Source organism: Streptomyces sp. 6-11-2 (assembly GCF_006540305.1).
In the GTDB taxonomy this organism is placed as follows: domain Bacteria; phylum Actinomycetota; class Actinomycetes; order Streptomycetales; family Streptomycetaceae; genus Streptomyces.
This window is the reverse complement of record NZ_BJOR01000001.1, coordinates 3,546,601-3,572,456: the sequence shown is the minus strand read 5'-3', so window position 1 is coordinate 3,572,456 and position 25,856 is coordinate 3,546,601. Positions and strand designations below refer to the sequence as shown.

Sequence of the window (25,856 nt, the reverse complement as noted above, 5' to 3'; positions counted from 1 at the left end):
GTGCCCGGCCTTCCTGCGCCGGGGCGCGGGTCCCGGACGTGAATTCACGTACCTAGGGGGAGGGTTCTCGTGGAGGACTTCTGGTCCGGTGCCGGGTTGGACCTGCATCTGGAACCGGACGCGGCGGCGGGCCGCCGGGCGGGGCTGGAGAAGGCGCTCCGCGACGCGGTGCGGGACGGGCGGCTGGCGCCCGGGACACGGCTGCCGGCGACCCGCCGGCTGGCCGCCGAACTCGGCATCTCGCGGGGCACCGCGAAGGCGGCGTACGACCAGCTGGTCGCCGAGGGCTATCTGACGGCGCGGCAGGGATCGGGCACCCGGGTCGCCGCCCTGCCGGCCGTCGACGCGCAGGAGCCGGGAGCGGCGGCACACACGCGTGCTCCCCGCTTCGACCTGCGGCCGGGCAGCCCGGACGTCGGCACCTTCCCGGCGGCGGCCTGGCTGCGGGCACTGCGCCGCGCCATCGCGACGGCGCCCTCGCTGACGTACGACTACGGCGACCCGCGCGGCCGGATCGAGCTGCGCACGGCGCTGTCGGGCTATCTGGGACGGGCGCGCGGGGTGATCGCTCCGCCCGAGCGGATCGTCATCACCTCCGGGTACGTGCAGGGGCTGGCGCTCCTCACGCGCGTACTGGACGGGGCCGAGGTCGCCATGGAGGACCCCGGGCTGCCCTTCCACCGGGAGGTGGTGCGGCGGGCGGGCGGCAGCGTGGCGCCGGTCCGGGTCGACGAACGCGGTGTGTGCGCCCAGGACCTGGGCGAGCAGAGGGCCGTCGTTGTCACCCCGGCGCACCAGTACCCGACCGGTGTGACCCTGCACCCGGAGCGCCGGAGGGCGCTGACCGACTGGGCACGCGCGCGTGGAGGGCTGATCGTCGAGGACGACTACGACGGCGAGTTCCGCTACGACCGCCAGCCGGTCGGCGCGCTCCAGGGCATGGCGCCGGGTCAGGTCGCCTATCTGGGCACCGCCTCCAAGACCCTGGGGCCGGCCCTGCGACTGGGCTGGGTGGTGCTGCCGCCGCACCTGGTCGACGCGGTGGCCGAGGCCAAGCTGCACAGTGACCACCACACCGAGACCATCGGCCAGTTGGCGCTCGCCGAGCTGATCGACAGCCATGCCTACGACCGGCACATACGCGCGTGCCGCCTTCGCTACCGGCGCCGCCGGGACCAGCTCCTGGACCGCCTGGGCTCCCGCCGGGTGCGCGGGATCGCCGCCGGTCTGCACGCCCTGGTGGACGTCGCCGACGAAGCGGAGACACTGGCCCGCGCGGAGGCGGAGGGCCTGGCCCTCGGCCGCCTGGCCGACCACTGGCACACCCCGGGCGAGGGCCGCCCCCAGGGCGTGGTCGTCGGCTACGGCACCCCCCGGGAACGGGTCTACCCGGAAGCCCTGGAGGCCCTGGCGAAGCTCCTGGCCGACGCCTGAGCGGGTTGCGTGTCGCCGACGGCATGCGGGCCGCGAAGAATCGCGCCGGACCCGGGACACGCCCGGACTCCTGGCCGGCGTCCCGCACGGCACCGCACCGCGACCGGCTGCGCTACACCGCCATCAGCGGGGCGTCCTCGCGCCACTTGAGGATCTTGTCGAAGCTCACCACCGCGCCGCCCCGGCCCGGCCTGTTGCGGATGTGGACATGGTCGGCGAGTTCCTGGATGAGATACAGGCCGCGGCCGTGCTCGGCGTCGGCGCGCGCGGCGCGGACCGGGCGGCGGCGGCCCGCCGGCGGAAAGCCGGGGCCCGCGTCGGCCACCTCGATGCGGCACTTCTCCCCGTCGAGAAAGGCGGTGACGCGGTAGCCACCGGAGGATTCGGTGTCCCCGCCGTACTCCACCGCGTTCGCGCAGGCCTCGCTCAGGGCCACGGACAGGTCGTAGGAGATGTCGGGGTCGACGCCCGCGGTCTCCATCGTGCCGAGCAGCAGTCGCCGCGCGAGCGGCACGCTCGCGGCGTCACGCCGCAGATGGAGTGACCACCAGATGCTCATGCTCCAGCCTCCCGGCGCGGCTCGACATACCGTTACGTATTGCCCCGAGTGCCCTGCCGTAAGCACGGCGTTGACACGACACGGTCCGATCGGCGGACGCGGCGGGGCGGGGAATCGGTGTATGTGCGGGCCGACGACATCAGAACGTGACCTTCCGGATCTACCGCATCTTGTGGACCTGCCGTACGACGGGCCCGGGTCCAGTGGGATGATGAGGCCGCCATGTCTGCCCCCCGCCCGCGCACGGCACCCGCCGGACGCGGTCTCCGGATCCTTCGGGCCGCGGTGTTCGCCGCGGTCTGCGTCGTGCTGGCCGCGGCCGGGCACACGCTGGCCTCCTGCGCCGCGGTGCCGCTGTGGACACTGGGCGCGGGGTTCCTGGGGGCGCTGGTCGTGGTGGCGCCCCTCGCCGGGCGCGCGCGTTCCCTGCCGGGGATCGCGACGCTGCTCGTGGTCGGCCAGACCGTGCTGCACAGCCTGTTCGGCATGGGGCAGAGCGGCATGGGCGCCATGGCCTCCGGTGCCATGACCGTGGGCTCCACGGGATCGACGGGACCGACGGGTTCGCTGCCCGTGCTGTCCGACGCCGAGCTCGTCCAGCGGGCCGCCCGGTACGTGTGCGGGGCCACCGCCGCCGTGATCAGCCCGGCCCAGGCCTACCGGATACTCGTCGACGCACACGCCTACGGCGGCGCCGGCACGGGCCCGAACGCCCCGCACCACCCGGCGGGCTCATGGTTCCCCATCGGCGCGGCCGCCGCGCTGCTGCCGTCCCTGCCGATGCTGCTCGTGCACGTCCTGGCCGCCGTCGCCACGGGCTGGGTGCTGCGGCGCGGCGACCTCGCCCTGCTGAGGCTGATCGAGCTGTCGGCGCACGGAGCCGCCGAGGCCGCGCTCGTTCGGTCCCTGCGCGGGGCGCTCGCCCTGGCGCGCGCCCTGTGCGCCGGGCTGCCCACGGCGGCCGGCACCGGCCCGCGCTTCCGGCGCACCGCCGACTCCGCGCCCCTCGTCCCCCACACCACCGCACTCCAGCACACGGTGATCCGCCGCGGCCCGCCGGCCGCCGCCGCACTCGTCCTCGCTGCCTGACGCGACGCGACCACCACCCCACCGAGCGGGTCTCCGCCGGGGGAGCGGCCGCCGTCGTGCGGCACGCGCGCGCGTGCCCGCCCGGCGGGAACACCGGGGCACCGGTCCCGCCCCGCACGCGCACCCCTCAGACACCGGAACTCACTCGAAGTGGAGTGCACCCCCAATGAAGGCTTCTCGACTCGCCGCCACCGCCGCCGTCGCCGGCTCGGCCGTCCTCGCCCTGTCCGCCCCGGCGTTCGCGCACGTCAGCGTCCAGCCGGAGGGCTCCGCCGCCAAGGGCGGCTACGCCGTCGTCGACTTCAAGGTCCCCAACGAGCGCGACAACGCCTCCACCACCAAGATCGAGGTCAACTTCCCGACCGACCACCCGCTGGCCTCCGTGATGCCGCAGCCGATGACCGGCTGGAAGATCGACGTCACCAAGTCCCAGCTGGACAAGCCGCTGGAGATGCACGGCAAGAAGATCTCCGAAGCCGTCACCAAGGTCACCTGGACCGCCGACGGCGACGGCATCAAGCCCGGCTTCTTCCAGAAGTTCCCGGTCTCCATCGGCACGCTGCCCGAGGACGCCGACCAGCTGGTCTTCAAGGCGATCCAGACGTACTCCAACAAGGAGGTCGTGCGCTGGATCGAGGTGCCGCAGAAGGGCCAGGCGGAGCCGGACAACCCGGCGCCGGTGCTTCAGCTGGCCGCGGCCTCGGAGGGTGACGGACACGACGCGTCGGCCAAGGACGCCGCTGCCGACACCAAGCCCGCCGCCCAGACCACCGCCGCCGACACTTCCAAGAGCGGCAGCGACACCACCGCCCGCGTCCTCGGCATCGTCGGCATCCTCGTCGGCGCGGCCGGCGTGGCCTACGGCGTACTCGCCGGCCGCAGGCGCACCACCGCCTGATCCGGCTCGTCCGTCACGCGCTCCGGGGGTCGTGCCACTCTCGCGTACGGCCCCCGGTGCGCGCCGGAGTTCTCACATCTGGGACATTTCTCTATGCGCAACAAGACCTTCGTCGTGGCCGCCCTGCTCGCCGCGGCCACCCTGACCCTCTCCGCCTGCGGCAGCGGCAACGACGGCGGGAAGCCCGTCGCCGTCGTCTCCGAGGACACCTCGCAGAAGGCCGCGACGGTCCTCGACAAGCCGTTCGAGAAGCCGGACCTGGTCCTCACCGACACCCAGGGAAAGCAGTACGACCTCCGCAAGGAGACCGCCGGCCACCCGACGCTGGTCTACTTCGGCTACACCCACTGCCCCGATGCCTGCCCGCTGACCATGAACAACATCGCGGTTGCCAAGAAGGCGCTGTCCAGGGCCGAGCAGGACGACCTGCGCGTGGTGTTCGTCACGACCGACCCGGCCCGCGACACCCCGGCCGAACTCGGCAAGTGGCTCAAGATGATCGACCCGCAGTTCATAGGACTGACCGGCGACTTCTCCACCATCCAGGCCGGCGCGCGCACCCTGGGCATCTCCATCGAGCCGACCACGAAGGACAAGAACGGCAAGCTCGTCTCGATGCACGGCACCCAGGTGATCGCGTTCTCACCGAAGACCGACGCCGGATACGTTCTCTACGGCGAGGACGCCACCGTCGACGACTACACCAAGGACCTCCCCAGGATCGTCAGGGGGGAGAACCCGTGAGGCGGCCGGCACCGGCGGCGGCGCTCCTGGCCGCGACCCTGACCGGTACCGCCCTGCTGACCGGCTGCGCCGCGTCCTCCGGGACCGGCGACGCGAAGGCCGAACTGTCCGTCCACTCCGCCTACATGCCCCAGCCGCTCTCGGCCGCGATGGCGGCCGGCTTCCTGACCATCGAGAACAAGGGCGGCGCCAAGGACGAACTCACCTCGGTCACCAGCGCCGAAGCCGAGGACGTCACCGTGCACCAGACCGCCGGCGGGGTCATGAAGGAGGCCGGCCCCCTCACCGTCCCCGCCCACGGGCGACTCGTGTTCGAGAGCGGCGGCAACCACCTGATGTTCGACAAGCTGAAGCGCGCGCCCCGGCAGGGCCAGACGGTCCTCGTCGAACTGCACTTCGCCGAGTCCGGCACCGTCAAGGTCGAGATGCCGGTGAAATCGGCCACGTACAACCCCACGACCGGACACTGAGGGAGGGACCACCTTGTCGCAGACCATCGCCCCACGCTTCCGGACCCTGATGCTGCTGCTCATGGCCGTCGCCGGCGTGCTCCTCGCCGGAGCCGCCCCGGCCTCCGCGCACGCCGCGCTGACCGGCAGCGATCCGCAGCAGGGGGCGGTGGTCGACAAAGCGCCCGCCCAGGTGTCGCTGACCTTCTCCGAGCAGGTCGCCATGAGCGACGACTCGCTGCGCGTCCTGGATCCCAAGGGCAACCGCGTCGACGCCGGGAAGCCCGCCAACGTCAGCGGGACGACGTATGCCGTGCGACTGCGCAGCGGACTGCCGGACGGCACCTACACCGTCGCCTACCAGGTGGTCTCGGCCGACAGCCACCCCGTCGGCGGTGCCTACACCTTCTCCATCGGCGCCCCCTCCAAGACTTCCGCCGCGGTCGGCGACCAGACGGCGGGCGGCGGGATCGTCGGCGGGCTCTACGGGATCGGGCGGTACGTGTCGTACGCCGGCTTCGTCGTCCTGGCCGGCGGTGCCGCCTTCGTACTGGCCTGCTGGCAGCGCGGCTCGGGAGTGCGGGCGGTGCAACGGCTCGTCGTCTCCGGCTGGGTCGCGCTCACCGCGTCCACGCTCGCGCTGCTGCTCCTGCGCGGCTCCTACACCACCTCCGGAAAGATCGGGGACGTCTTCGACCTGACGCTCCTCGGGCAGGTGCTCCAGACCAAGACCGGGGCGGCCCTCGTCTCCCGGCTGCTGCTGCTCGCCGCGGCGGCGCTGTTCGTCGCGGTGCTCTTCGGGGAGTACCAAAAGCGCGCGGACGACGAGAAGCGCGACCTGACCTTCGGGCTCGCGATCGGCGGCACCGTGGTCGCCGTCGGGCTCGCGGCCAGCTGGGCCATGTCCGAGCACGCCTCGACCGGGCTCCAGCCGGGCATCGCGATGCCGGTCGACGTCGTCCACCTGCTCGCCGTGGCCGCCTGGCTCGGCGGTCTCGTCGCCCTTCTGGTCGCGCTGTACCGGGCGCCCGCCGAGACCCCGGTCGAGACCGCGGCCGTACGCCGCTTCTCCCAGGTCGCCTTCGGTTCCGTCCTGGCGCTGGTCGCGACCGGCACCTATCAGTCCTGGCGCCAGGTCGGCTCCTGGTCGGCGCTCACCGACACCCGCTACGGACAGCTGCTCCTCGTGAAGGTCGGTCTGGTGGCGCTGATGGTCGGCGTCGCCTGGACCTCCCGCCGCTGGACGGGCCGGCTGGCGCAGACGGCCGCCGCGAAGGCACCGGCCAAGGCACGCGCGAAGGTCGCGGCGACCGCGGGCAGGAATCCCGGCCCGGACGCGAAGGCCGGGGCCGGGAAGCCCGGGACCGGGAAGACCGAAACCGGGAAAGCCGACGGCGACAAGGCCAAGCCCGGTGGGAAGGCGGCGAAGGGGGAGGCCGCCCGGCGGGCCGCCCAGCTCGCCCGGCAGCAGGCCGCCCTGGACACCGCACGGCAGAAGCGGCTGCGGGACGCCGACCCCCACCGCTTCGGGCTGCGCCGGTCCGTACTGATGGAAGCGGGTGTCGCCGTCGTGCTGCTCGCCGTCACGACCGTGCTGACGCAGACCGAACCGGGGCGCACGGAGACGGAGGCCAGGACCGCCACGTCGTCCACCGCGTCCTCGTCCTCGTCCTCGTCCTCCGGGGTGGGCGCGGTCACCCTCGACATGCCGTTCGACACCGGCGGCAAGGACGGCAAGGGCGTCGTACGGATCGACATCGACCCCGCGCGCGTGGGCGGCAACGAGTTGCACATCTTTTCCCTCGGACCGAACGGGCGCCTCCGCGACATCACCGAGCTCAAGTTCGCCTTCACGCTGGCCGCGAAGGACCTCGGACCGCTCCCGGTGAACCCCGACCACGTCACCACCGGACACTGGGTGGCGAGCGGGGTGCAGATCCCCATGGCGGGCGACTGGCAGGTCGCCGTGACCGTGCGGACCTCCGACATCGACCAGGTCACCGTCACCAAGAACACGCAGATCGGCTGAACCGCACCATGACCGACCAGTCCACCCCGGAGGCCACCTCCCCGAACCCCTCGCCCGCGGCGACCGCGTCCGCGCGGGCGGGCACCGCCGCAGGAGCGGGCGTGTCGCGCCGACGACTGCTCGGTACGGCCGGTGCCACCGGGCTCGTCCTCGGCGCGGCCGGCACGGGCCTCGGCTACACGGCGGCGCCCGCCGGTGCCACCCCGCTCACCTCGCTCGGCGCCGACCGGGCGATGTTTCACGGGAAACATCAGCCCGGCATCACCGACGCCCTCCAGGCCCGCGGCCATCTCGTCGCCTTCGACCTCGCGCCCGGAGCGGGCCGCACGGAGGCCGCCGCGCTGCTGCGCCGCTGGTCGGCGACGGCCGAGCGGCTGATGGCGGGTGAACCGGCCGCACTCGACGACACCGACGTGGCACGGGACGCGGGCCCCTCGGCGCTGACGGTCACCTTCGGCTTCGGCCACTCCTTCTTCGACCGGACGGATCTGCGCCGGCAGCGGCCCGGCGCTCTCGACCCGCTGCCCGACTTCTCCTCCGACCGGCTCGACAAGTCCCGCAGCAACGGCGATCTCTGGGTCCAGATCGGCGCGAACGACGCGCTGGTCGCCTTCCACGCCCTGCGCGCCCTCCAGAAGGACGCGGGCGGCGCCGCCCGCGTCCGCTGGCAGATGAACGGCTTCAACCGCTCCCCCGGAGCCACCGCGCATCCCATGACGGCCCGCAACCTGATGGGGCAGATCGACGGCACCCGCAACCCGAAGCCGGCCGACCCGGACTTCGGCCAGCGCCTCTTCGTGCCCGCGAACGGCGAGCCGGCCTGGATGGGGAACGGCTCCTACGTCGTCGTACGCCGCATCCGGATGCTCCTGGACGACTGGGAGAAGCTGCCGCTCACCCAGCAGGAGGACGTCATCGGGCGCCGCAAGTCCGACGGGGCGCCGCTCGGCGGGGGCACCGAGACGACCGCGATGGACCTGGAGAAGACCGGCAAGGACGGCACCTACGTCGTCCCGGTCAACGCCCACGCCCGGATCACCCGGCCCGACCAGAACGGGGGCGCGGCCATGCTCCGGCGCCCCTTCTCCTACCACGACGGCTTCGACGCCGACGGCACCCCGGACGCGGGCCTGCTGTTCATCTGCTGGCAGGCGGACCCGCTGCGCGGCTTCGTACCGGTGCAGCGCAAGCTGGATCGCGGCGACGCGCTGTCGGCGTACCTCCGGCACGAGGCGAGCGGTCTGTTCGCGGTCCCGGGCGGGGCGGCGAACGGCGAGTACGTGGGGCAGCGGCTGCTGGAGGGGTGAGCACGGCGGAAACCGGCGCGATCACACCCGTCACACCCGGTTCACCCGGGGGAGGGGCTTCCATGAGACACGCGAGCCGGGTCCGGCCGAGGCCATTAGGGTGAGGTCATGCCAGCGAGCTATGCGTATCTCGGCCCCGAGGGCACCTTCACCGAAGTCGCCCTGCGCACCCTTCCCGAGACGGCCACGCGGGAACTGGTCCCGTACGTGTCCGTGCAGTCGGCGCTGGACGCCGTCCGGGCCGGCGCGGCCGAGGCCGCTTTCGTGCCGATCGAGAACTCCGTCGAGGGCGGCATCACCACCACGCTCGACGAGCTGGTCGCGGGCCAGCCGCTGATGATCTACCGCGAGGTGCTGCTGTCGATCACCTTCGCGCTGCTGGTCAGGCCCGGTACGACGCTGTCGGACGTCAAGACGGTCACCGCCCACCCGGCCGCCCAGCCGCAGGTGCGCAACTGGCTCTCGGCGAACCTCCCGGACGCCGTCTGGGAGTCGGCCGCCTCGAACGCGGACGGCGCCCGCCTGGTCCAGGAGGGCCGCTACGACGCCGCGTTCGCCGGTGAGTTCGCGGCCGCGCGGTACGGGCTCGTGCCCCTGGAGACGGGCATCCACGACGCGGAGAACGCGCAGACACGGTTCGTGCTGGTCGGCCGGCCCGCTCGGCCCGCCGCGCCGAGCGGCACGGACAAGACGTCGGTGGTGCTGTGGCAGCGCGACGACCATCCCGGCGGGCTGCGTGACCTGCTGGGCGAGTTCAGCACCCGCGGTATCAACCTGATGCTGCTGCAGTCCCGCCCGACGGGCGCCGGCATCGGCAACTACTGCTTCTGCATCGACGCCGAGGGCCACATCAACGACCGCCGGATGGCGGAGGCACTGATGGGCCTCAAGCGGATCTGCCTCCAGGTGCGCTTCCTGGGCTCGTACCCGCGGGCGGACGGCGACACGGCGGACGTACGGCCTCCGCTGGCCGGGACCTCGGACCAGGAGTTCGTGGCGGCGGCGGACTGGGTGGCGCGCTGCCAGGACGGCCGTTTCTAGTGCTGTGGCCGGAAAGGTTTGCCGGGAAGCTCGCGGCGTCCGGTGCGGTACATCGCAAGGCGGAGCATTGCCCGCGTACTGGATGTACTCGGGTGATGCGACAACGCGGCGTGGGGGTACCCCCGGCCGAAGGCTGGGGGAGTGCCGTGCCGGGCGCCGCGAGCCGGTGAACCTTTCCGGTCACAGCACTAGTCGCTTGTGCCGCTTCCGGCCGGTGCTGTCCGCGGGTGTTGGTTGTCCACAGAAGTTATCCACACCCCCCTCTCTCGACCTGGGGACAAGTCGACACCCAACGGGGACTCAGTCGACAAATCGCCCTCCGCCCCTCAAGATCGGTCAAGGCCCCACAGGTCACCCTTCGTCCACTCGTCTCCTTTGGTTCATCTTTTGGGGCGACCCCTTTCCGCCGAAAGTGGGCGCCCGGGCGCTTCGAGGCAGGAATTCCTCCCTCCGCACAACGCTTCCGGAGTGATCAACTCCGAAATCCACAGATCTTCCACACAGCCTGTGGATAACTCTCCGGAGGATGTGGATCCCTGTGGACAACCCGGCTTCAAGTCCCCTTCCGCACAAGGGAATCAGGTCAACCCGGCACCCACCGGCTGCCTCGTTCCAGGGAGGCGGGGTCTGCTCCCTTGACACCGGAAGCAATTCCTCCATAACGGTACGTACGGCATGGTTCGGAATACTGGGTCGTGGGGTGGAACGTCGCACCGGTAGCCTTGACCGCGTGATTGACCTTCGTCTGCTCCGTGAGGACCCCGACCGTGTGCGCGCCTCGCAGCGTGCCCGTGGAGAGGACGTCGCGCTCGTCGACGCCCTCCTGTCTGCCGACGAGCGGCGCAGGTCGTCCGGCGTCCGCTTCGACGAGCTGCGCGCCGAGCAGAAGGCGCTGGGCAAGCTCATCCCCAAGGCCTCCGGTGACGAGAAGGCCGAACTGCTGAAGCGTGCGAGCGGGCTCGCCGCCGACGTCAAGACCGCCGACGCCGAGCGCGACGCGGCCGACGCCGAGACCCAGGAGCTCCTCCTGCGGCTCGGCAACCTCATCCACCCCGACGTGCCCGTCGGCGGCGAGGAGGACTTCGTCACGCTGGAGACGCACGGCACGATCCGCGACTTCGCCGCCGAGGGCTTCGAGCCCAAGGACCACCTGGAGCTCGGCCAGCTCCTCGGCGCGATCGACGTGGAGCGCGGCGCGAAGGTCTCCGGCTCGCGCTTCTACTTCCTCACCGGTGTCGGCGCCCTGCTGGAGCTGGCGCTGGTGAACGCGGCGATCGCCCAGGCCACCGCGGCCGGCTTCACGCCGATGCTGACCCCCGCGCTGGTCCGCCCCCAGTCGATGGCGGGCACGGGCTTCCTCGGTCAGGCGGCCCAGGACGTCTACCACCTCGACAAGGACGACCTGTACCTGGTCGGCACCTCCGAGGTGCCGCTGGCGGCGTACCACATGGACGAGATCATCGACGCCGACCGCCTGCCGCTGCGGTACGCCGGGTTCTCGCCGTGCTTCCGCCGCGAGGCCGGCTCGCACGGCAAGGACACCAAGGGCATCTTCCGCGTCCACCAGTTCGACAAGGTCGAGATGTTCTCCTACGTCACCCCCGAGGAGTCGCAGGAGGAGCACCGCCGGCTGCTGGAGTGGGAGAAGCAGTGGCTGACCTCGCTGGAGCTGCCGTTCCGCGTGATCGACGTAGCCTCGGGCGACCTGGGCGCCTCGGCCTCGCGCAAGTTCGACTGCGAGGCGTGGGTCCCGACCCAGGACAAGTACCGCGAGCTGACCTCGACCTCGGACTGCACCGAGTTCCAGTCCCGCCGGCTCCAGATCCGCTTCCGTGACGGCAAGGCGGTCCGCCCGCTGGCGACGCTCAACGGCACGCTGTGCGCCGTCCCGCGCACGATCGTCGCGATCCTGGAGAACCACCAGCAGGCCGACGGCTCCGTGCGGGTGCCGGAGGTGCTGCGTCCCTACCTCGGCGGCCGGGAGGTCCTGGAACCGGTGGCCAAGTGAGACCCGCCGCCGGGCCGTTCCCCTACAAGCTGATCGCGACCGACCTCGACGGGACGCTCCTGCGCTCCGACGGGTCGGTCTCGGAGCGCACCCGTGAGGCGCTCGCCGCGGCCACCGCGGCGGGTGCCGCGCACCTGGTCGTCACCGGCCGCGCGGTGCCCTGGACCCGGCACGTCCTCGACGACCTCGGCTACCGGGGCCTCGCGGTCTGCGGCCAGGGCGCCCAGGTGTACGACGCCGGGGAGCACCGCCTGCTGACCTCGGTGACCCTGGACCGGCAACTGGCGGCGGTGGCCCTGGCCAAGATCGAGGCGGAGGTCGGTCCGCTGTACCTGGCGGCCAGCCGCGACGGTCTGGACGGCGAGGTGCTGGTCGGTCCCGGCTACGCGGTCGCGGGCCCGCTTCCGGCGACGCCGTTCACGGACGTCACGGAGCTGTGGAGCGCGCCCCTCAACAAGATCTACGTCCAGCACCCGGACCTCACGGACGACGAACTGGCCGACGTGGCCCGCCGGACCGCCGGCGGTTTCGTCTCGGTGACCATGGCCGGCGAGGGCATCGTCGAGCTGCTGCCGCTGGGGCTGTCGAAGGCCACGGGGCTCTCGCTGGCCGCGCGGCGGCTGGGCCTGAAGGCGGCGGACGCCATCGCCTTCGGCGACATGCCCAACGACGTCCCGATGTTCTCCTGGGCCTCCCGGGGCGTGGCGATGGCCAACGCCCACGAGGAGCTGAAGGCGGTCGCCGACGAGGTGACGGCCTCGAACGACGAGGACGGCATCGCGGTGCTGTTGGAGAAGCTGGTGGGCTGAGCCCTCGGTCTCTGCGGAGGATGCACGAATCGAACGTGCGCGGGGGTGACCCCCGACCGCGGCTTGAACCAAGCCGGTGCCTTGCCACTCGGCCAATCCTCCGGGTGGGCGGCCCACGCGAAGGGATTCGCGTGCTCGAAGCGGCCGCCCCGGGCAGCTCCCCGTGCGAGGCGGGCTCGACGGAGCCGGTAGTTACTCCGGAGCCCGCCGCGGGCTGCCCTGTCGGGAGCTCGGCGTACTGCCGTGCATCGACATCGCCCAGCTCCTCTCCCAGAACGTGGCGCCGATGCGGTCCGGCGCGGTGAACACCACCACTGTGCCGCTACGACGGCTTCGACGCCACCGAATTACCGGACGCCCCGGGCCTCTTCACCGCCGCCACCGACGCCGGCGGGCCTTGCTGAAGAACCAGCCGGCGGGCGGCTCGTCGGAGCGCCACGGCTGCGGCTCGGGCTCCTCGCGCCGCCAGCGCGCGGCGAGCATCCGTGCCCGGCCGGACGGCTCGGCGGTCCCGGCGGCGCGTATGAAGTCGGCGTCCAGGACGACGTCGTCCCACGTGTCCCCGGTCGTCCCCCGGCCCTCGCCCTCCGGCACTTCGCCCGCCATCACGTCCTCCTGCCGCTTCATCCGCTTTGCCCAGTGTGCCCGGGTGAGGGTGAAGCCTCCGTCAAGGCCGGGCGGAACCGCCCGGCCCCGATCGGACGCCTCACTCCTCGCCGGCGAGGGTCAGCGACCGCAGTTTCTGCCCGGCGTACCAGGTGGCCAGGACGGTCACCACCACCAGCAGCACCGTCGCCGTCGGCAACCCGACGTCGGAGGTGACCATGTCCCCGCCGGCGACCTTGTGCGCCACGGCCAGCGCCCACTGCTGGATGCTCAGCGTGCGTGCCCCGGGCACCAGGGAGCCGAACAGCGCCTCCCAGACCAGCGCGTAGACGAGCCCGAAGACCACCGCGTGCCGGGAGACCGTGCCCAGCAGGAGGAAGAGGGCCGCGTAGGCGATGGAGGCGACCAGCGCGGCCACGGCGTAGGCGACGGCGATCTGCTGCCCGTTGCCGTTGAGGATCAGTCCGGCGACCAGCGTCGGCACCGCGGAGAAGACCATGGTCACCGCGATCGCCACGATCAGCTTGGTGAAGATGATCGTCGACCGCTTGAGCGGCTTGGACAGCAGGTACACCACCGAGCCGTCGTCGATCTCCGGCCCGATCGCTCCGGTGCCGGCGATGACGCCGATGATCGGCACCATGGTGGCGAGCGCGAACCCGCCCAGGACGTTCACCGCGGTCTGGTCGTCGGCTCCGGCGAGAGCGCGGACGGCCGCGGCGATCACGATGAGCAGCAGCGGCAGCGCGCCGAGGATGAGGGCCCGACGGCGGCCGAGCAGGGCCCGGTAGGTGAGCCGGGCGACTGTGGGGTCATACATCTTCGGCCTCCTACGCCGCGACCAGATACGAGAAGACGGACTCGAGGGACTCGTCGGAGGGCGAGACCGTGTGCAGCCGGATGCCGTGGTCCCGGGCCACCCGCGGCAGCAGGGTCGTGAACCGGCCGAAGTCGACGGCCTGGACGCGCAGCGCGCCCTCGGCGAGGTCGACCTCGATGCCGGACGTCGACGGATCGGCGATCAGCGCGGCCGCCAGGGCACGGTCGTCGCTGGAGCGCACCAGGTAGCGGTGCGGCCGGTCGGTCATCAGGCGGCGGATCCTGCGGAAGTCGCCGCTGGCGGCGTGCCGTCCGGCGACGACGACCTCGATGTGCCAGGCGAGCTGTTCGACCTCCTCCAGGATGTGGGAGGAGAACAACACGGTGCGGCCCTCGTCGCCCATGCGCCGCAGCAGGTCCATCAGCTGCATGCGCTGGCGCGGGTCCATGCCGTTGAACGGCTCGTCGAGCAGGAGCAGCGAGGGGTCGTGGACCAGCGCGGAGGCCATCTTGACGCGCTGGCGCATGCCCTTGGAGTAGGTGGAGATCTTCCGGTCCTGCGCGTACTCCATCTCGACGGTGGCGAGCGCCTTCTGGGCGGCCTTGGCGCCCAGGCCGTGCAGTTCGGCGTTGGCGACGACGAACTCGCGGCCGGTGAGGAAGTCGTACATCGCCTCCCGCTCGGGGACGATGCCGATGTGCTGGTAGATCTTCTCGTTGCGCCACACCGGCTGCCCGTCGAGGGTGACCGTGCCGGTGGAGGGGGCGAGGAAGCCGGCCATCATGTTGATCAGCGTGGACTTTCCGGCGCCGTTGGGGCCGAGCAGGCCGGTGACGCCGGGGCCGATCGTCATGGTGATGTCGTTGACGGCGACCACGTTGCCGAACCAGCGGGAGACGTGGTCGATGCTCAGGGTCGTCACAGTCCCACCTTCTTGTAGCGGCGCAGCAGGAGGCCGTATGCGGCGGCGATGAGGCCGAGGACGACGAGGACGTAGACGACGCCCTGTCCGCTGCCCGGGCCGGCGGCGCCGGGTGCCGAGGAGGTCGCGCCGAGGAAGGCGGTCTGCACGCCGTCGACGAGGGTGACCGGTGAGAACAGGCCGATCCAGGGGATGGCGCCGGAGTTGTTCCGGGCCTCCGCAATGGCCTGGAGGGTGGAGACGGCGCCGTAGGAGATGACCAGTACGGCGATCACGGCGGCGATACCGAAGCCGCGGCGCGGGGTGACGGCGGCGATGACGAGGCCGATACCGGCGAAGAGCAGTGAGAGCAGTGCCACGGAGACGACTCCCTGGGCGAATCCCTTGGTCTGGTCGGCGAAGTCCATCTTGGCCAGCAGCGCGCCGACGTAGAGCACGAGCAGCGGGGCCGCGGTCAGGATGAACAGCGCGGAGGCCAGGGCCGCGTACTTGGCGCGCACGTAGTCGGCGGTCTCGATGGGCCGTGAGAAGTACAGGGGCACGGTCTTGAAGCGCAGGTCGCGCGAGACGGACTGGGGTGCCTGCGAGGCGACGTACAGGCTGATGACGCCCTGCATGATGATGGCGTAGCGCGTGTACTCGATGGGCAGGCCCTTGGCCTTGGTGGCGACCGCGACGGCGACCATGATGGCCGCGGGCACGCACATCACCACGAACAGCAGCATCGGCAGCACCTTGGACTTCACCGAGCGGCCGAGGCCGTAGGCGCCGCGCAGGGACTGCGAGTACAGCGAGCGGCGGGCGTAGGCGCGGCCGAGGCGGGGGCCGTCGTAGCTGCGGTAACCGATGTTGTGGATGCGGGTCTGGTCACCCGTGGGCACTGCCGCGGTGGGTTCAACCGCCATGGCCGACCGCCTCCTTCCCCTGTGCGTCGCGCTGTTCGTCGCTGTCCCGGAAGACCTCCGAGATGTGGTGCCGTCGCTGCTCCATGCGCACCAGGCCGAGGCCGAGGTCCGCGATCACGTCCCGCACCAGGTCGTACGTCTCCTCGCCCTGGGCGGTGAGCAGCAGGACGTGTCCCGCGCCCGGCAGGCCGGTGCCGTCCTGGGTCTCCACCCCGCGCGCGTGGAGCGCGTCGCGCACGGCGCGGGTGCCGTCCGGGTACTCGTCGCTGTCGGTGACCTCGATCGCGAGGGTGGTCGTGGTCTGGGTGAAGTCGGTGGTGGAGCTGGAGCGCAGGAGCTTGCCGCCGTCGATGACGACGACGTGGTCGCAGGTGCGCTCCAGTTCACCCAGCAGGTGGGAGGTGACCAGGACGGAGATGCCGAAGTCGGTGTGGATGCGGCGGATCAGGCCGAGCATGTCGTCACGGCCGACCGGGTCGAGGCCGTTGGTCGGCTCGTCGAGGAAGACCAGTTGCGGATCGTGCACCAGGGCCTGGGCGAGCTTCACGCGCTGCTTCATACCGGTGGAGTAGCCGCCGATGGGGCGGTAGCGCTCCTCGTACAGGCCGACATGGCGCAGGGTGTCCGCGGTGCGCTCGCGGGCTGCGGTCGGGGGCAGGCCGGACATGCGCGCCATGTGGACGACGAACTCGGTGGCCGAGACGTCGGGCGGCAGGCAGTCGTGCTCCGGCATGTATCCGACGCGCTCACGGATGGCTGCGCCCTCGGTGGCGACGTCGAGGCCGAGCACCTCGGCGCGGCCCTCGGTGGCGGGGGACAGACCCAGCAGGATCTTGATGAGTGTGGACTTGCCGGCTCCGTTGGCGCCGACGAGTCCGGTCACACCCGGTCCGACGTCCACGGAGAGCCGGTCAAGCGCGGTCACCCGTGGGAACCGCTTGCTCAGGCTTTCGGTCGCGATCACAGTCACGTCTTCGACGGTAGTGATCCGGACCACGCCGGTCGTCAGACCCCAGAGCCGTCTTGGGGTCCGCCTCGAGTATTACGGGGACCTTAGGGGTCGGACCCCTGAGGGCCGGGCGGCCTGCGGAGTTCCGGCATCCGGACCGCACTGTTGACGACTGGTCTAACAGCTGCAACAGTCGCCGGCGTCACGGCAGAGGCACGTTCGGCAGCCGTATCCGGCCTCGGTGGAGGAGAGCGGAGGAGAAGTGACGATGCTGAAGGGCGCGCGGGAACGCCGGGTGCGCACGGGCGGAGTCGAGCTGTGCGTGGCCGAACTGGGCGACGCACGGCGGCCCACGGTCGTCCTGGTGCACGGCTACCCGGACAGCAAGGAGGTCTGGTCGGAGGTCGCCGAGCGCCTCGCCGGCCGCTTCCATGTCGTGCTCTACGACGTCCGCGGCCACGGCCGCTCCACCGCGCCGCGGCCCCTGCGCGGGGGCTTCACCCTCGACAAGCTGACCGACGACTTCCTGGCGGTCGCGGACGCGGTGAGCCCCGGGAGGCCGGTGCACCTGGTGGGGCACGACTGGGGCTCGGTGCAGTCCTGGGAGTTCGTCAGCGTGCGGCGCACCGAGGGCCGGATCGCCTCCTTCACATCGGTGTCCGGGCCGTCCCTCGACCACTTCGGCCACTGGATCGCCGGGCGCGTCAAGCGCCCCACCCCGCGCCGGGTGGGCCAGCTCCTCGGCCAGGGCGCCAAGTCCTGGTACGTGTACCTGCTGCACACGCCCAAGCTGCCCGAGCTGGCCTGGCGCGGCCCGCTCGGCAGGCGCTGGCCGGGCATTCTGAGGCGTGTCGAGAAGGTCCCCGGCGACGACTACCCGACCTCGTCGCTGCCCCGGGACGCGGCGCACGGCGCCTGGCTGTACCGGGACAACGTGCGGGCCCGGCTGCGCAGACCACGGGCGGACGCCCACGCGCACGCGCCGGTGCAGCTCATCACCCCCCTCGACGACGCCTTCCTCTCGGAGAGCCTGTACGACGACCTGGAGCGGTGGACACCCGGCCTGGTGCGCCGCACGCTCCCCGCCGGGCACTGGATCCCGCGCACCCGGCCCGACCAGCTGGCGGCCTGGATCACCCAGTTCGTCATGGCCACCGAGGACGGGCAGCCACGGCCGGCCGCCACCGGGAAGTACGCCGACCGCTTCGCCGGGCAGCTCGTCCTGGTCACCGGCGCGGGCAGCGGCATCGGACGGGCCACGGCGTACGCCTTCGCCCGGGCCGGCGCGCGGGTGGTGGCCGTCGACCGGAACGCCGAGGCCGCGGCCCGCACCGCCGAGCAGTCGCGGCAGCTCGGGGCGCCGGCCGCCTGGGCCGAGGCGGTGGACGTCTCCGACGAGCAGGCCATGGAGAAGCTGGCCGAGAAGGTCGACGCCGAGTACGGCGTGGTGGACGTCCTGGTGAACAACGCGGGCATCGGCCTGTCCGGCTCGTTCTTCGACCACACCACCGAGGACTGGAGGAAGGTCCTCGACGTCAATCTGTGGGGAGTGATCCATGGCTGCCGGCTGTTCGGGAAGCGGATGGCCGAGCGGGGACAGGGCGGCCACATCGTCAACACCGCGTCCGCGGCGGCGTACCAGCCCTCGAAGGCCCTGCCCGCCTACAGCACCTCCAAGGCGGCGGTGCTGATGCTGAGCGAGTGTCTGCGCGCGGAGCTGGCCGGGCAGGGGATCGGCGTCACAGCGGTCTGTCCCGGTTTCGTCGACACCTCCATCACGTCCACGGCGCACTTCGCGGGCGTCCCCGCAGAGGAGGAGAGGCGCCGGCGGCGGCGCGCGGCCCGCCTGTACGGACTGCGCGGCTACCCGCCGGAGAAGGTGGCCGACGCGATCCTGCGCGCGGTCGTGCGCGACGAGGCGGTGGTACCGGTGACGCCGGAGGCCCGTCTCCTCCGCGCGATGTCCCGCTTCACCCCGCAGGCGCGGCGCCGGCTCGCACGGGCGAAACCGCCGCTGGGTGCCGCGGATCCGGGCCAACACCCCTGAACCGGAGACCAGTTGTCCACAGCTTCGCGCCTCTTGCCTGTGGACAACATCACTTGGCTGTGGATCAAACCTCCCGGGCGAAATTGACCTGCGTGATCCGCGTCTCTCCCGGCAGGCTGGTGACATGGACGAAAGACGCACCGTGAAGGTGTCGAAGTACCTCGCCAAGCACCTTCGCCACCAGCCCGAGAGGATCGGGCTCACCCCCGACGAGGGTGGCTGGGTCGAGATCGACGCGCTGATCAGGGCGGCGGCCGCGAACGGCTTCCGGTTCAGCCGCGAGGAACTGGACCACGTGGTCGCCACCAACGACAAGCGGCGCTTCGCGATCGACGACAGCCGCATTCGCGCCAGCCAGGGACACAGCATCGGGGTCGACCTCGGACTGCCGGCCGCGACACCGCCGCCGTACCTCTACCACGGGACCGTGGCCCGCAACCTGGAGGCGATCCGCAGCGAGGGGCTGCGGCCCATGAACAGGCATGACGTCCATCTCTCCCCCGACCGCGAGACCGCGACCCGGGTCGGCGCCCGACGCGGTCGCCCAGTCGTCCTCGTGGTGGACGCCGCCGCCATGCACCGCGACGGCCATGTCTTCCATGTCAGTGCCAACGGTGTGTGGCTGACACAGTCCGTACCACCCCGGTACCTGCGGTTTTCCGAGGCCCACTGATCCACTTCAGTCCATCGCCTTCGGCCTGCTGGGGTGACCGTTTCACGTGAAACAGTCATGTGTGTTTAGGCTCGGGGCCATGAGTCTGCGTCTGAGCACCGTGATCCTTCCGTACCGCCGCTGGCACGAGGGCGGCCGTTCGGCATGGATGCGTGCCGAACAGCTCGGCTTCCACGCCGCCTACACCTACGACCACCTGTCCTGGCGCAGCTTCCGGGACGGCCCGTGGTTCGGGGCCGTCCCGACGCTGACCGCCGCCGCGGCCGTGACGGACCGGATGCGGCTGGGGACCCTGGTGACCTCGCCGAACTTCCGGCACCCGGTCACCCTCGCCAAGGAGCTGATCTCCCTCGACGACATCTCCGGGGGCCGGATCACCCTCGGCATCGGTGCGGGCGGCACCGGCTTCGACGCCACCGCTCTGGGGCAGGAGTCATGGACGCCGCGGGAGCGGGCCGACCGCTTCGCCGAGTTCGTTCCGCTGCTCGACCGGCTGCTGACCGAGGACGCGGTGTCGTACGAGGGCGACTTCTACTCGGCGCACGAGGCGCGCAACATCCCCGGGTGTGTGCAGCGGCCCCGGCTGCCGTTCGCCGTGGCCGCGACCGGGCCGCGCGGGCTGCGGCTCGCCGCTCGGTACGGGCAGGCCTGGGTGACCACGGGCGACCCGAAGCTGTACGAGAACGGCACGCCGGAGCAGTCCGTACAAGCCATTCGCACCCAGACCGAGAAGCTCGCGGACGCGTGTGTGGCGGCGGGCCGTGACGCCTCCGCGCTCGACAAGGTCCTGCTCACCGGATTCACCCCCGACCGCGGTCGTCCGCTCGAGTCCCTCGACGCGTTCGTCGACTTCGCGGGCCGCCACCAGGAGCTGGGTTTCACCGAGATCGTGATCCACTGGCCGATCCCCGGCTCGGACTTCGCCGCGGACCAGAAGGTCTTCGAGCGGATCGCCATGGAAGCGCCCTCCCAGCTGACGTGACCGAGACAACCCCTCAGATGTGCGAACTCTCGCACGATCGTGCGGACATATAGACGACAATGACGCGGTGACCTCAGCGACTCGACGGCCCGAGACCCCGGCCTCATCCCAGCTCTCGACCTCGTTCGAGCCGGGGGGCACCCCCGGCGTTCCGCCTCGGCTGATCGCCACCGATCTCGACGGCACCCTGCTGCGCGACGACAAGTCGGTCTCCCCGCGCACGATCGCCGCCCTGGCGGCGGCCGAGGAGGCGGGCATCGAGGTCTTCTTCGTCACCGGCCGCCCGGCCCGCTGGATGGACGTGGTCAGCGACCATGTGCACGGACACGGTCTGGCGATCTGCGGCAACGGCGCCGCCGTGGTCGACCTGCACGGCGGTCCCGGCGCCCACCGCTTCGTGAAGGTGCGGGAGCTGGCACGGGAGAACGCGCTGGACGCCGTACGGCTGGTGCGCGAGGCGGCGCCGGGCACGGTGTACGCGGTCGAGCAGACCTATGGTTTCCATCAGGAGCCGGTCTATCCGAAGCTGCACATGGAGATACCCGACGTCCTCGCGCCGGCCGAGGAACTGCTGGCGCCGGACGGAGTCGGAGCCGGTCAGCCGATCCTGAAGATCCTCGCCTACCACCCCACGCTGGACCCCGACGCCTTCCTCACCGTCGCCCGCCTCGCCGCCGGCGAGCACGTCACCATCACCCGGTCCAGCCCCAGTGCCCTGCTGGAGATCAGCGGTCCGGACGTCTCCAAGGCGAGCACTCTGGCCCTGTGCTGTGCCGAGCGCGGCATCTCGCAGGACGAGGTCGTCGCCTTCGGCGACATGCCGAACGACGTCGAGATGCTCACCTGGGCCGGCCGGTCCTACGCCATGGGCAACGCGCACCCCGCCGCGATCGCCGCGGCCTCCGGACGGACGGACGCCAACAACGAGGACGGGGTCGCTGTCGTCATCGAGCGGCTGCTGGGGGAGCGGCCGTAGCGGGCGGGCCCCCACCGGGGGCGGCCCGTGAACGGGCCGCTACCGCGCGCCCACCAGCAGCTCCGTCTGCGCCTCCCGTTCGACCATCCGCCGCAGCGGTCCCGGCAGCGCGGCCAGTTCCGCGTACGGTCCCCGCTGGACGACGCGCCCCTCGTCGAGGACGATCACCTCGTCCACGGCCGCCAGCCCGGCCAGGCGGTGGGTGATGAGCAGCGTCGTACGACCCTCGGTGGCGGCCAGCAGATCGCCGGTGAGCGCGTCGGCGGTCGCCAGGTCGAGGTGTTCGGCGGGTTCGTCGAGCACCAGCACCGGGAAGTCGGCGAGCAGGGCGCGGGCCAGGGCCAGCCGCTGACGCTGTCCGCCCGACAGCCGGGCACCGTGCTCGCCGACAAGTGTGTCGAGTCCGCCGGGCAGGGCGTCGACCCAGCCGAGCAGCCGGGCCCGCGCGAGGGCGTCCCGCAGTTCGGCCTCGGTCGCGTCCTTCTTCGCGAGCAACAGGTTCTCGCGGACCGAGCTGTCGAAGAGATGCGCGTCCTGGGCGCACAGCCCGACCAGCCGCCGTACGTCGTCGCCGTCCACAGCGTGGGCGTCGACGCCGCCGAGGGTGTACGTGCCCGTCTCCGCGTCGAGGAAGCGCAGTAGCACCTGGGCGAGTGTCGTCTTGCCGGAGCCGGACGGCCCGACCACGGCGACCCTGCGGCCCTGCTGGAGCGTCAGGTCGAGTCCTGCGACCGCCGCCCGGTCCTGCCCCGCGTACCGCGCCGTCAGGTTCCTGACGGCGAGCGGGAACGGCGAGGCGGGCGCCGGCCGGGGCCGCTCCGGTTCACGAACGGGCTCGGGGGCGTCCAGGACCTCGTACACCCGCTCCGCGCTGCGGTGCACCCGGTGCCGGTAGCGCACGGCGAGCGGCATGCCGAGGACGGCTTCGAAGGCGGCCAGCGGGGTGAGGACGACGACCGCCATGGTCACGCCGCCGAGTCGCCCGTCGGCGACCGCCTGAGCGCCGACGAGGGCGGTCGCCGCGACGGTCAGTCCGGAGATCAGCGCGGTGAGCCCGTCGCCGAGCGCGGTGGCGGTGGCGGCACGCGAGGCGATCCGGGTGAGCAGCCGGTCGGCCCGCCGGGTCTCGCTGATACGGGCGGGCAGGGCGCCCGCGACGGTCAGTTCGGCGGTTCCGGTGAGCAGTTCGGTCACGCGGGTGGCGAGGGCACCGCGCGCGGGGGCGAGCCGGTGCTCGGCGCGCCGGGCCACGGCCATGGTGACCAGCGGGACGCCGGCCCCGGCCGCGAGCAGGCCGGCCGCGAGCACCGCCCCGGCCTCCGGCAGCAGCCAGGCCGTGAAGGCGACGGAGGCGGCAGACACGGTCACGGCCGCGCCGACGGGCAGCAGCCACCGCAGCCAGTAGTCCTGAAGCGCGTCCACGTCGGCGACGAGCCGTGTCAGCAGGTCGCCGCGGCGCATCCGGCGCAGCCCGGCGGGCGCCAGCCGCTCCAGCCTCCGGTAGACGGCCACCCGGGTGTCGGCGAGCATCCGCAGCACCGCGTCGTGCGAGACCAGCCGCTCCGCGTACCGGAAGACCGCACGCCCGATACCGAAGGCCCTGGTCGCCGTGACGGCCACCATCAGGTAGAGCACGGGTGGCTGCTGGGACGCCCGCGAGATGAGCCACCCGGAGGTCGCCATCAGCCCGACCGCGCTGCCGAGCGCCAGGCTGCCCAGCAGCAGGGCGAGGGCGAGTCGGCCGCGCCGGGGGCCGGACATCGCCCGCACCCGGGCGAGGACGCCGCGCGCGACGGTGGTGGCCCCGGTCCCGAGTTCGACCTGAGCCGGGACCGGTCCGGGCTCCGCCGTTCGCACGGGGCGTTCCTCGGCGGTACGGGCCACGGCCGGCGCCGGCCCGGAGGACTCCGTCCCGTCGAGACGCACGACCCGGTCGGCCACGTCCAGCAGTGCGGGCCGGTGCACCACCAGGAGCACCGTCCGGCCCGCGGACAGCCGCCGCACCGCGTCCACGACCTCCGCCTCGGTCGCTCCGTCCAGGGCGGCCGTCGGTTCGTCGAGCAGCAGGACGGGACGGTCGGCGAGGAAGGCCCGGGCGAGCGCGAGCCGCTGCCGCTGTCCGGCGGAGAGCCCGGCCCCGTCCTCTCCGAGCCGGGTGTCCAGTCCCTCCGGCAGCGTGTCCACGAACTCCAGCGCACCGGCGTCGGCCAGCGCCCCGCGTACGGCGGCGTCGTCCGCGTCGGGCCGTGCGAGCCGTACGTTCTCGGCGATCGTTCCCGCGTACAGGTGCGGCCGCTGCGGCACCCAGGCGATGCGCGAGCGCCACTGCTCCAGGTCGACGTCGGCGAGATCGGTCTCCGCGACGCGCACCCGGCCCGCACTGGGTTTCACGAACCCCAGCAGGACGTTCAGCAGTGTCGACTTGCCCGCACCGCTCGGTCCGACGAGCGCGACCGTCTCCCCCGGCGGCACCGAGAAGGACACGTCCGTCACCGCGTCCGCGGACCGCCCGGGAAAGCGGACGCTCACGCCCTCGAAGGTCAGGGCCCCGGCGGGCACGGCCCCGGTGCCGGACTCCGGCACCGGGGTCTCCAGCACGGCGAAGATCTCCTCGGCGGCCGCCAGTCCCTCCGCCGCCGCGTGGTACTGCGCGCCCACCTGACGCAGCGGGAGGTAGGCCTCGGGCGCGAGCACGAGGATGACCAGCCCGATGTAGAGGTCCATGTCGCCGCTCACGAGCCGCATGCCGATCGTCACGGCGACCAGCGCCACCGACAGCGTGGCGAGCAGCTCCAGGGCGAAGGAGGACAGGAAGGCGATCCGCAGCGTGCGCATGGTCGCCCGCCGGTACTCCCCGGTGATGCGCCGGATCGACTCCGCCTGTGCCTTGGCCCTGCCGAACACCTTCAGGGTCGGCAGTCCCGCGACGACGTCCAGGAAGTGCCCCGACAGTTGGGACAGCAGCCGCCACTGACGGTCCATGCGGGACTGCGTGGCCCAGCCGATCAGCATCATGAAGACGGGGATGAGGGGCAGGGTGGCGACGATGATGGCCGCCGAGACCCAGTCCTCGGTGACGATCCGGGCGAGCACCGCCACCGGGACGGCCACGGCCAGCCCCAACTGCGGCAGATAGCGCGAGAAGTAGTCGTCCAGGGCGTCGACACCCCGTGTCGCCAGGGCCACGAGCGATCCCGTGCGCTGCCCGCTCAGCCAGCCGGGGCCGAGTGCCGCCGCACGCTCCAGCAGCCGCCCGCGCAGCTCGGACTTCACCGCCGCGCTCGCCCGGTGGGCAGCCAGCTCGGTCAGCCAGGAGACCAGCGCACGGCCACAGGCGACGGCGGCCAACAGCAGCAGGGGAGTGCGGAGTTCGGCGACCGGCATCCGGTGCTGGAAGGCGCCCACCACCACCTCGGCGATGAGCATCGCCTGGGCGATGACCAGGCATGCCCCGATGGCACCCAGCCCGACGACGGCCCCCAGGAAGAGCCGGGTGGCACGGGCGTGACGCAGAAGTCGCGGATCAATCGGTTTCATGGAGAACATGCCCTTCGGCCCCGAGGGTGTGTTTCACGTGAAACACACCCTCACCGGACTCAGTGCGCGGGTTCGGCGATGTGCTGCGTACCGATCCGCTTGCGGAACACCCAGTAGGTCCACCCCTGGTAGAGCAGGATGATCGGCGTGGCGATCCCGGCGCACCAGGTCATGATCTTCAGGGTGTACGGGCTGGACGAGGCGTTGGTGACCGTCAGGCTCCAGTCCGCGTTGAGCGTGGACGGCATGACGTTCGGGAAGAGCGACAGGAACAGCATCGCCACGGCGGCCACGATGGTGACGCCCGACAGCGCGAACGCCCAGCCCTCGCGCCCCGCCTGGTTCGCCACGAGGGCGGACACCAGGGTGACCACCGCCACGAGAAGCGCTACCAGGCTCCTGCCGTTGCCCGTGTGGGCCTGGGTCCACAGCAGGAACGCCAACGCCGCCACGGCCGTCACCAGCCCCACGCGCAGAGCCAGCTTCCGTGCCCGCTCACGGATGTCACCGACGGTCTTCAGGGCCGTGAACACCGTGCCGTGGAAGGTGAACAGCGTCAGGGTGACCAGTCCACCGAGGAGCGCGTACGGGTTGAGCAAGTCTCCGACACCGCCGACGTACTCGAGGTTCCGGTCGATCTTCACCCCGTGCACGATGTTGCCGAAGGCCACACCCCACAGGAAGGCGGGTATCAGCGAGCTCCAGAAGATCGCGTTCTCCCAGTTGCGCTGCCAGTTCCCCTCCGGCCGCTTGGCCCGGTACTCGAAGGCGACTCCGCGCACGATCAGGCAGACCAGAATGACGAGCAGAGGCAGATAGAAGCCGGAGAAGAGCGTGGCGTACCACTCCGGGAAGGCGGCGAAGGTGGCACCGCCCGCCGTGAGCAGCCAGACCTCGTTGCCGTCCCAGACCGGGCCGATGGTGTTGATCAGCACCCGCTTCTCGGGCCGGTTCCGGGCAAGCAGCTTGGTGAGGATGCCGACCCCGAAGTCGAAGCCCTCCAGGAAGAAGTAGCCGGTCCACAGGACGGCGATGAGGACGAACCAGACGTCGTGCAGTTCCATGACTGTGC

The 25,856-nt window shown here is 71.9% G+C and carries 22 protein-coding genes and 1 tRNA gene; 14 read left to right on the top strand and 9 right to left on the bottom strand.

The window, feature by feature from the left end:
- Nucleotides 1–69: 69 nt before the first annotated feature.
- Nucleotides 70–1,434 (top strand): PLP-dependent aminotransferase family protein, encoded by a 1,365-nt coding sequence (locus TNCT6_RS15405; protein ID WP_141359919.1) that lies wholly within the window; start codon nt 70–72, stop codon nt 1,432–1,434.
- 112 nt (nt 1,435–1,546) lie between these two features.
- Here TNCT6_RS15405 and TNCT6_RS15400 read toward each other — a convergent pair whose 3' ends face one another.
- Complete coding sequence (locus tag TNCT6_RS15400; protein WP_141359918.1) at nt 1,547–1,993, bottom strand: ATP-binding protein; 447 nt, start codon at nt 1,991–1,993, stop codon at nt 1,547–1,549.
- A gap of 222 nt (nt 1,994–2,215) precedes the next feature.
- Between TNCT6_RS15400 and TNCT6_RS15395 the strand changes: the two genes are divergently transcribed.
- The 9 genes from TNCT6_RS15395 (at nt 2,216) to TNCT6_RS15355 (ending at nt 12,367) form a co-directional block, all read left to right on the top strand.
- Complete coding sequence (locus TNCT6_RS15395) at nt 2,216–3,082, top strand: hypothetical protein (RefSeq protein ID WP_141359917.1); 867 nt, start codon at nt 2,216–2,218, stop codon at nt 3,080–3,082.
- Between the two features lie 166 nt (nt 3,083–3,248).
- Complete coding sequence (locus TNCT6_RS15390) at nt 3,249–3,980, top strand: YcnI family protein (protein ID WP_141359916.1); 732 nt, start codon at nt 3,249–3,251, stop codon at nt 3,978–3,980.
- Nucleotides 3,981–4,073: 93 nt separating this feature from the next.
- Complete coding sequence (locus TNCT6_RS15385; RefSeq protein ID WP_141359915.1) at nt 4,074–4,724, top strand: SCO family protein; 651 nt, start codon at nt 4,074–4,076, stop codon at nt 4,722–4,724.
- Nucleotides 4,721–5,194: a copper chaperone PCu(A)C gene (locus TNCT6_RS15380; protein WP_253266113.1), complete on the top strand. Its 474-nt coding sequence runs from the start codon at nt 4,721–4,723 to the stop codon at nt 5,192–5,194. Before TNCT6_RS15385 ends, TNCT6_RS15380 begins: the two co-directional genes overlap by 4 nt.
- Nucleotides 5,195–5,207: 13 nt before the next feature.
- Nucleotides 5,208–7,202: a copper resistance CopC/CopD family protein gene (locus tag TNCT6_RS15375; RefSeq protein ID WP_141359914.1), complete on the top strand. Its 1,995-nt coding sequence runs from the start codon at nt 5,208–5,210 to the stop codon at nt 7,200–7,202.
- 8 nt (nt 7,203–7,210) lie between these two features.
- On the top strand, nt 7,211–8,509 hold the full coding sequence (gene efeB, locus TNCT6_RS15370; RefSeq protein WP_141359913.1) for an iron uptake transporter deferrochelatase/peroxidase subunit: 1,299 nt from the start codon (nt 7,211–7,213) through the stop codon (nt 8,507–8,509).
- 108 nt (nt 8,510–8,617) lie between these two features.
- Nucleotides 8,618–9,550 carry a prephenate dehydratase gene (gene pheA, locus TNCT6_RS15365; RefSeq protein WP_141359912.1) on the top strand — a complete coding sequence of 311 codons (933 nt, stop codon included), beginning with the start codon at nt 8,618–8,620 and terminating at the stop codon, nt 9,548–9,550.
- A gap of 730 nt (nt 9,551–10,280) precedes the next feature.
- On the top strand, nt 10,281–11,558 hold the full coding sequence (gene serS / locus TNCT6_RS15360) for a serine--tRNA ligase (protein WP_141359911.1): 1,278 nt from the start codon (nt 10,281–10,283) through the stop codon (nt 11,556–11,558).
- On the top strand, nt 11,555–12,367 hold the full coding sequence (locus TNCT6_RS15355) for an HAD family hydrolase (protein ID WP_141359910.1): 813 nt from the start codon (nt 11,555–11,557) through the stop codon (nt 12,365–12,367). Before serS ends, TNCT6_RS15355 begins: the two co-directional genes overlap by 4 nt.
- A 14-nt stretch (nt 12,368–12,381) precedes the next feature.
- On the opposite strand, the gene TNCT6_RS15350 is transcribed toward TNCT6_RS15355, so the two are convergent.
- From TNCT6_RS15350 to TNCT6_RS15325, 6 genes are all read right to left on the bottom strand, one after another.
- Nucleotides 12,382–12,469, bottom strand: a tRNA-OTHER gene (locus tag TNCT6_RS15350).
- A 267-nt stretch (nt 12,470–12,736) separates the two neighbouring features.
- Entirely contained in the window at nt 12,737–12,973 is a 237-nt protein-coding gene (locus tag TNCT6_RS15345; RefSeq protein ID WP_141359909.1) for a hypothetical protein, read from the bottom strand.
- Nucleotides 12,974–13,073: 100 nt separating this feature from the next.
- Nucleotides 13,074–13,793 carry an ABC transporter permease subunit gene (locus TNCT6_RS15340; RefSeq protein ID WP_141359908.1) on the bottom strand — a complete coding sequence of 240 codons (720 nt, stop codon included), beginning with the start codon at nt 13,791–13,793 and terminating at the stop codon, nt 13,074–13,076.
- A 10-nt stretch (nt 13,794–13,803) separates the two neighbouring features.
- Entirely contained in the window at nt 13,804–14,715 is a 912-nt protein-coding gene (locus TNCT6_RS15335; RefSeq protein ID WP_141359907.1) for an ABC transporter ATP-binding protein, read from the bottom strand.
- The gene (locus tag TNCT6_RS15330; RefSeq protein WP_141359906.1) at nt 14,712–15,620 is read right to left on the bottom strand and encodes an ABC transporter permease; all 909 of its coding nucleotides are present in this window, start codon (nt 15,618–15,620) and stop codon (nt 14,712–14,714) included. Before TNCT6_RS15330 ends, TNCT6_RS15335 begins: the two co-directional genes overlap by 4 nt.
- A complete protein-coding gene (locus TNCT6_RS15325; RefSeq protein ID WP_141366455.1) occupies nt 15,610–16,584 on the bottom strand; it encodes an ABC transporter ATP-binding protein in 975 nt (324 codons plus the stop codon). The genes TNCT6_RS15330 and TNCT6_RS15325 overlap by 11 nt, the downstream gene beginning before the upstream one ends.
- A gap of 247 nt (nt 16,585–16,831) precedes the next feature.
- Between TNCT6_RS15325 and TNCT6_RS15320 the strand changes: the two genes are divergently transcribed.
- The 4 genes from TNCT6_RS15320 (at nt 16,832) to TNCT6_RS15305 (ending at nt 21,247) form a co-directional block, all read left to right on the top strand.
- Entirely contained in the window at nt 16,832–18,616 is a 1,785-nt protein-coding gene (locus TNCT6_RS15320) for an SDR family oxidoreductase (protein ID WP_141359905.1), read from the top strand.
- Between the two features lie 124 nt (nt 18,617–18,740).
- The gene (locus tag TNCT6_RS15315; protein ID WP_141359904.1) at nt 18,741–19,289 is read left to right on the top strand and encodes an RNA 2'-phosphotransferase; all 549 of its coding nucleotides are present in this window, start codon (nt 18,741–18,743) and stop codon (nt 19,287–19,289) included.
- Nucleotides 19,290–19,368: 79 nt separating this feature from the next.
- On the top strand, nt 19,369–20,271 hold the full coding sequence (locus TNCT6_RS15310; RefSeq protein WP_141359903.1) for an LLM class flavin-dependent oxidoreductase: 903 nt from the start codon (nt 19,369–19,371) through the stop codon (nt 20,269–20,271).
- A 67-nt stretch (nt 20,272–20,338) separates the two neighbouring features.
- Nucleotides 20,339–21,247: a Cof-type HAD-IIB family hydrolase gene (locus tag TNCT6_RS15305; RefSeq protein ID WP_373996173.1), complete on the top strand. Its 909-nt coding sequence runs from the start codon at nt 20,339–20,341 to the stop codon at nt 21,245–21,247.
- A gap of 39 nt (nt 21,248–21,286) precedes the next feature.
- Here the strand turns inward: TNCT6_RS15305 and cydD are convergent, their stop codons facing one another.
- Both cydD and cydB read right to left on the bottom strand, forming a co-directional pair.
- Entirely contained in the window at nt 21,287–24,784 is a 3,498-nt protein-coding gene (cydD, locus tag TNCT6_RS15300) for a thiol reductant ABC exporter subunit CydD (RefSeq protein WP_141359902.1), read from the bottom strand.
- 59 nt (nt 24,785–24,843) lie between these two features.
- On the bottom strand, nt 24,844–25,848 hold the full coding sequence (gene cydB, locus TNCT6_RS15295) for a cytochrome d ubiquinol oxidase subunit II (RefSeq protein ID WP_141359901.1): 1,005 nt from the start codon (nt 25,846–25,848) through the stop codon (nt 24,844–24,846).
- Between the last annotated feature and the right edge of the window lie 8 nt (nt 25,849–25,856).

What these genes read in the sequence shown, in the direction of transcription:
- TNCT6_RS15400 (WP_141359918.1), bottom strand. Translation starts at nt 1,993, where the DNA reads ATGAGCATCTGGTGGTCACTCCATCTGCGGCGTGACGCCGCGAGCGTG.
- TNCT6_RS15395 (WP_141359917.1), top strand. Translation starts at nt 2,216, where the DNA reads ATGTCTGCCCCCCGCCCGCGCACGGCACCCGCCGGACGCGGTCTCCGG.
- TNCT6_RS15390 (WP_141359916.1), top strand. Translation starts at nt 3,249, where the DNA reads ATGAAGGCTTCTCGACTCGCCGCCACCGCCGCCGTCGCCGGCTCGGCC.
- TNCT6_RS15385 (WP_141359915.1), top strand. Translation starts at nt 4,074, where the DNA reads ATGCGCAACAAGACCTTCGTCGTGGCCGCCCTGCTCGCCGCGGCCACC.
- efeB (WP_141359913.1), top strand. Translation starts at nt 7,211, where the DNA reads ATGACCGACCAGTCCACCCCGGAGGCCACCTCCCCGAACCCCTCGCCC.
- pheA (WP_141359912.1), top strand. Translation starts at nt 8,618, where the DNA reads ATGCCAGCGAGCTATGCGTATCTCGGCCCCGAGGGCACCTTCACCGAA.
- TNCT6_RS15345 (WP_141359909.1), bottom strand. Translation starts at nt 12,973, where the DNA reads ATGGCGGGCGAAGTGCCGGAGGGCGAGGGCCGGGGGACGACCGGGGAC.
- TNCT6_RS15340 (WP_141359908.1), bottom strand. Translation starts at nt 13,793, where the DNA reads ATGTATGACCCCACAGTCGCCCGGCTCACCTACCGGGCCCTGCTCGGC.
- TNCT6_RS15330 (WP_141359906.1), bottom strand. Translation starts at nt 15,620, where the DNA reads ATGGCGGTTGAACCCACCGCGGCAGTGCCCACGGGTGACCAGACCCGC.
- TNCT6_RS15315 (WP_141359904.1), top strand. Translation starts at nt 18,741, where the DNA reads ATGGACGAAAGACGCACCGTGAAGGTGTCGAAGTACCTCGCCAAGCAC.
- TNCT6_RS15310 (WP_141359903.1), top strand. Translation starts at nt 19,369, where the DNA reads ATGAGTCTGCGTCTGAGCACCGTGATCCTTCCGTACCGCCGCTGGCAC.
- cydD (WP_141359902.1), bottom strand. Translation starts at nt 24,784, where the DNA reads ATGAAACCGATTGATCCGCGACTTCTGCGTCACGCCCGTGCCACCCGG.
- cydB (WP_141359901.1), bottom strand. Translation starts at nt 25,848, where the DNA reads ATGGAACTGCACGACGTCTGGTTCGTCCTCATCGCCGTCCTGTGGACC.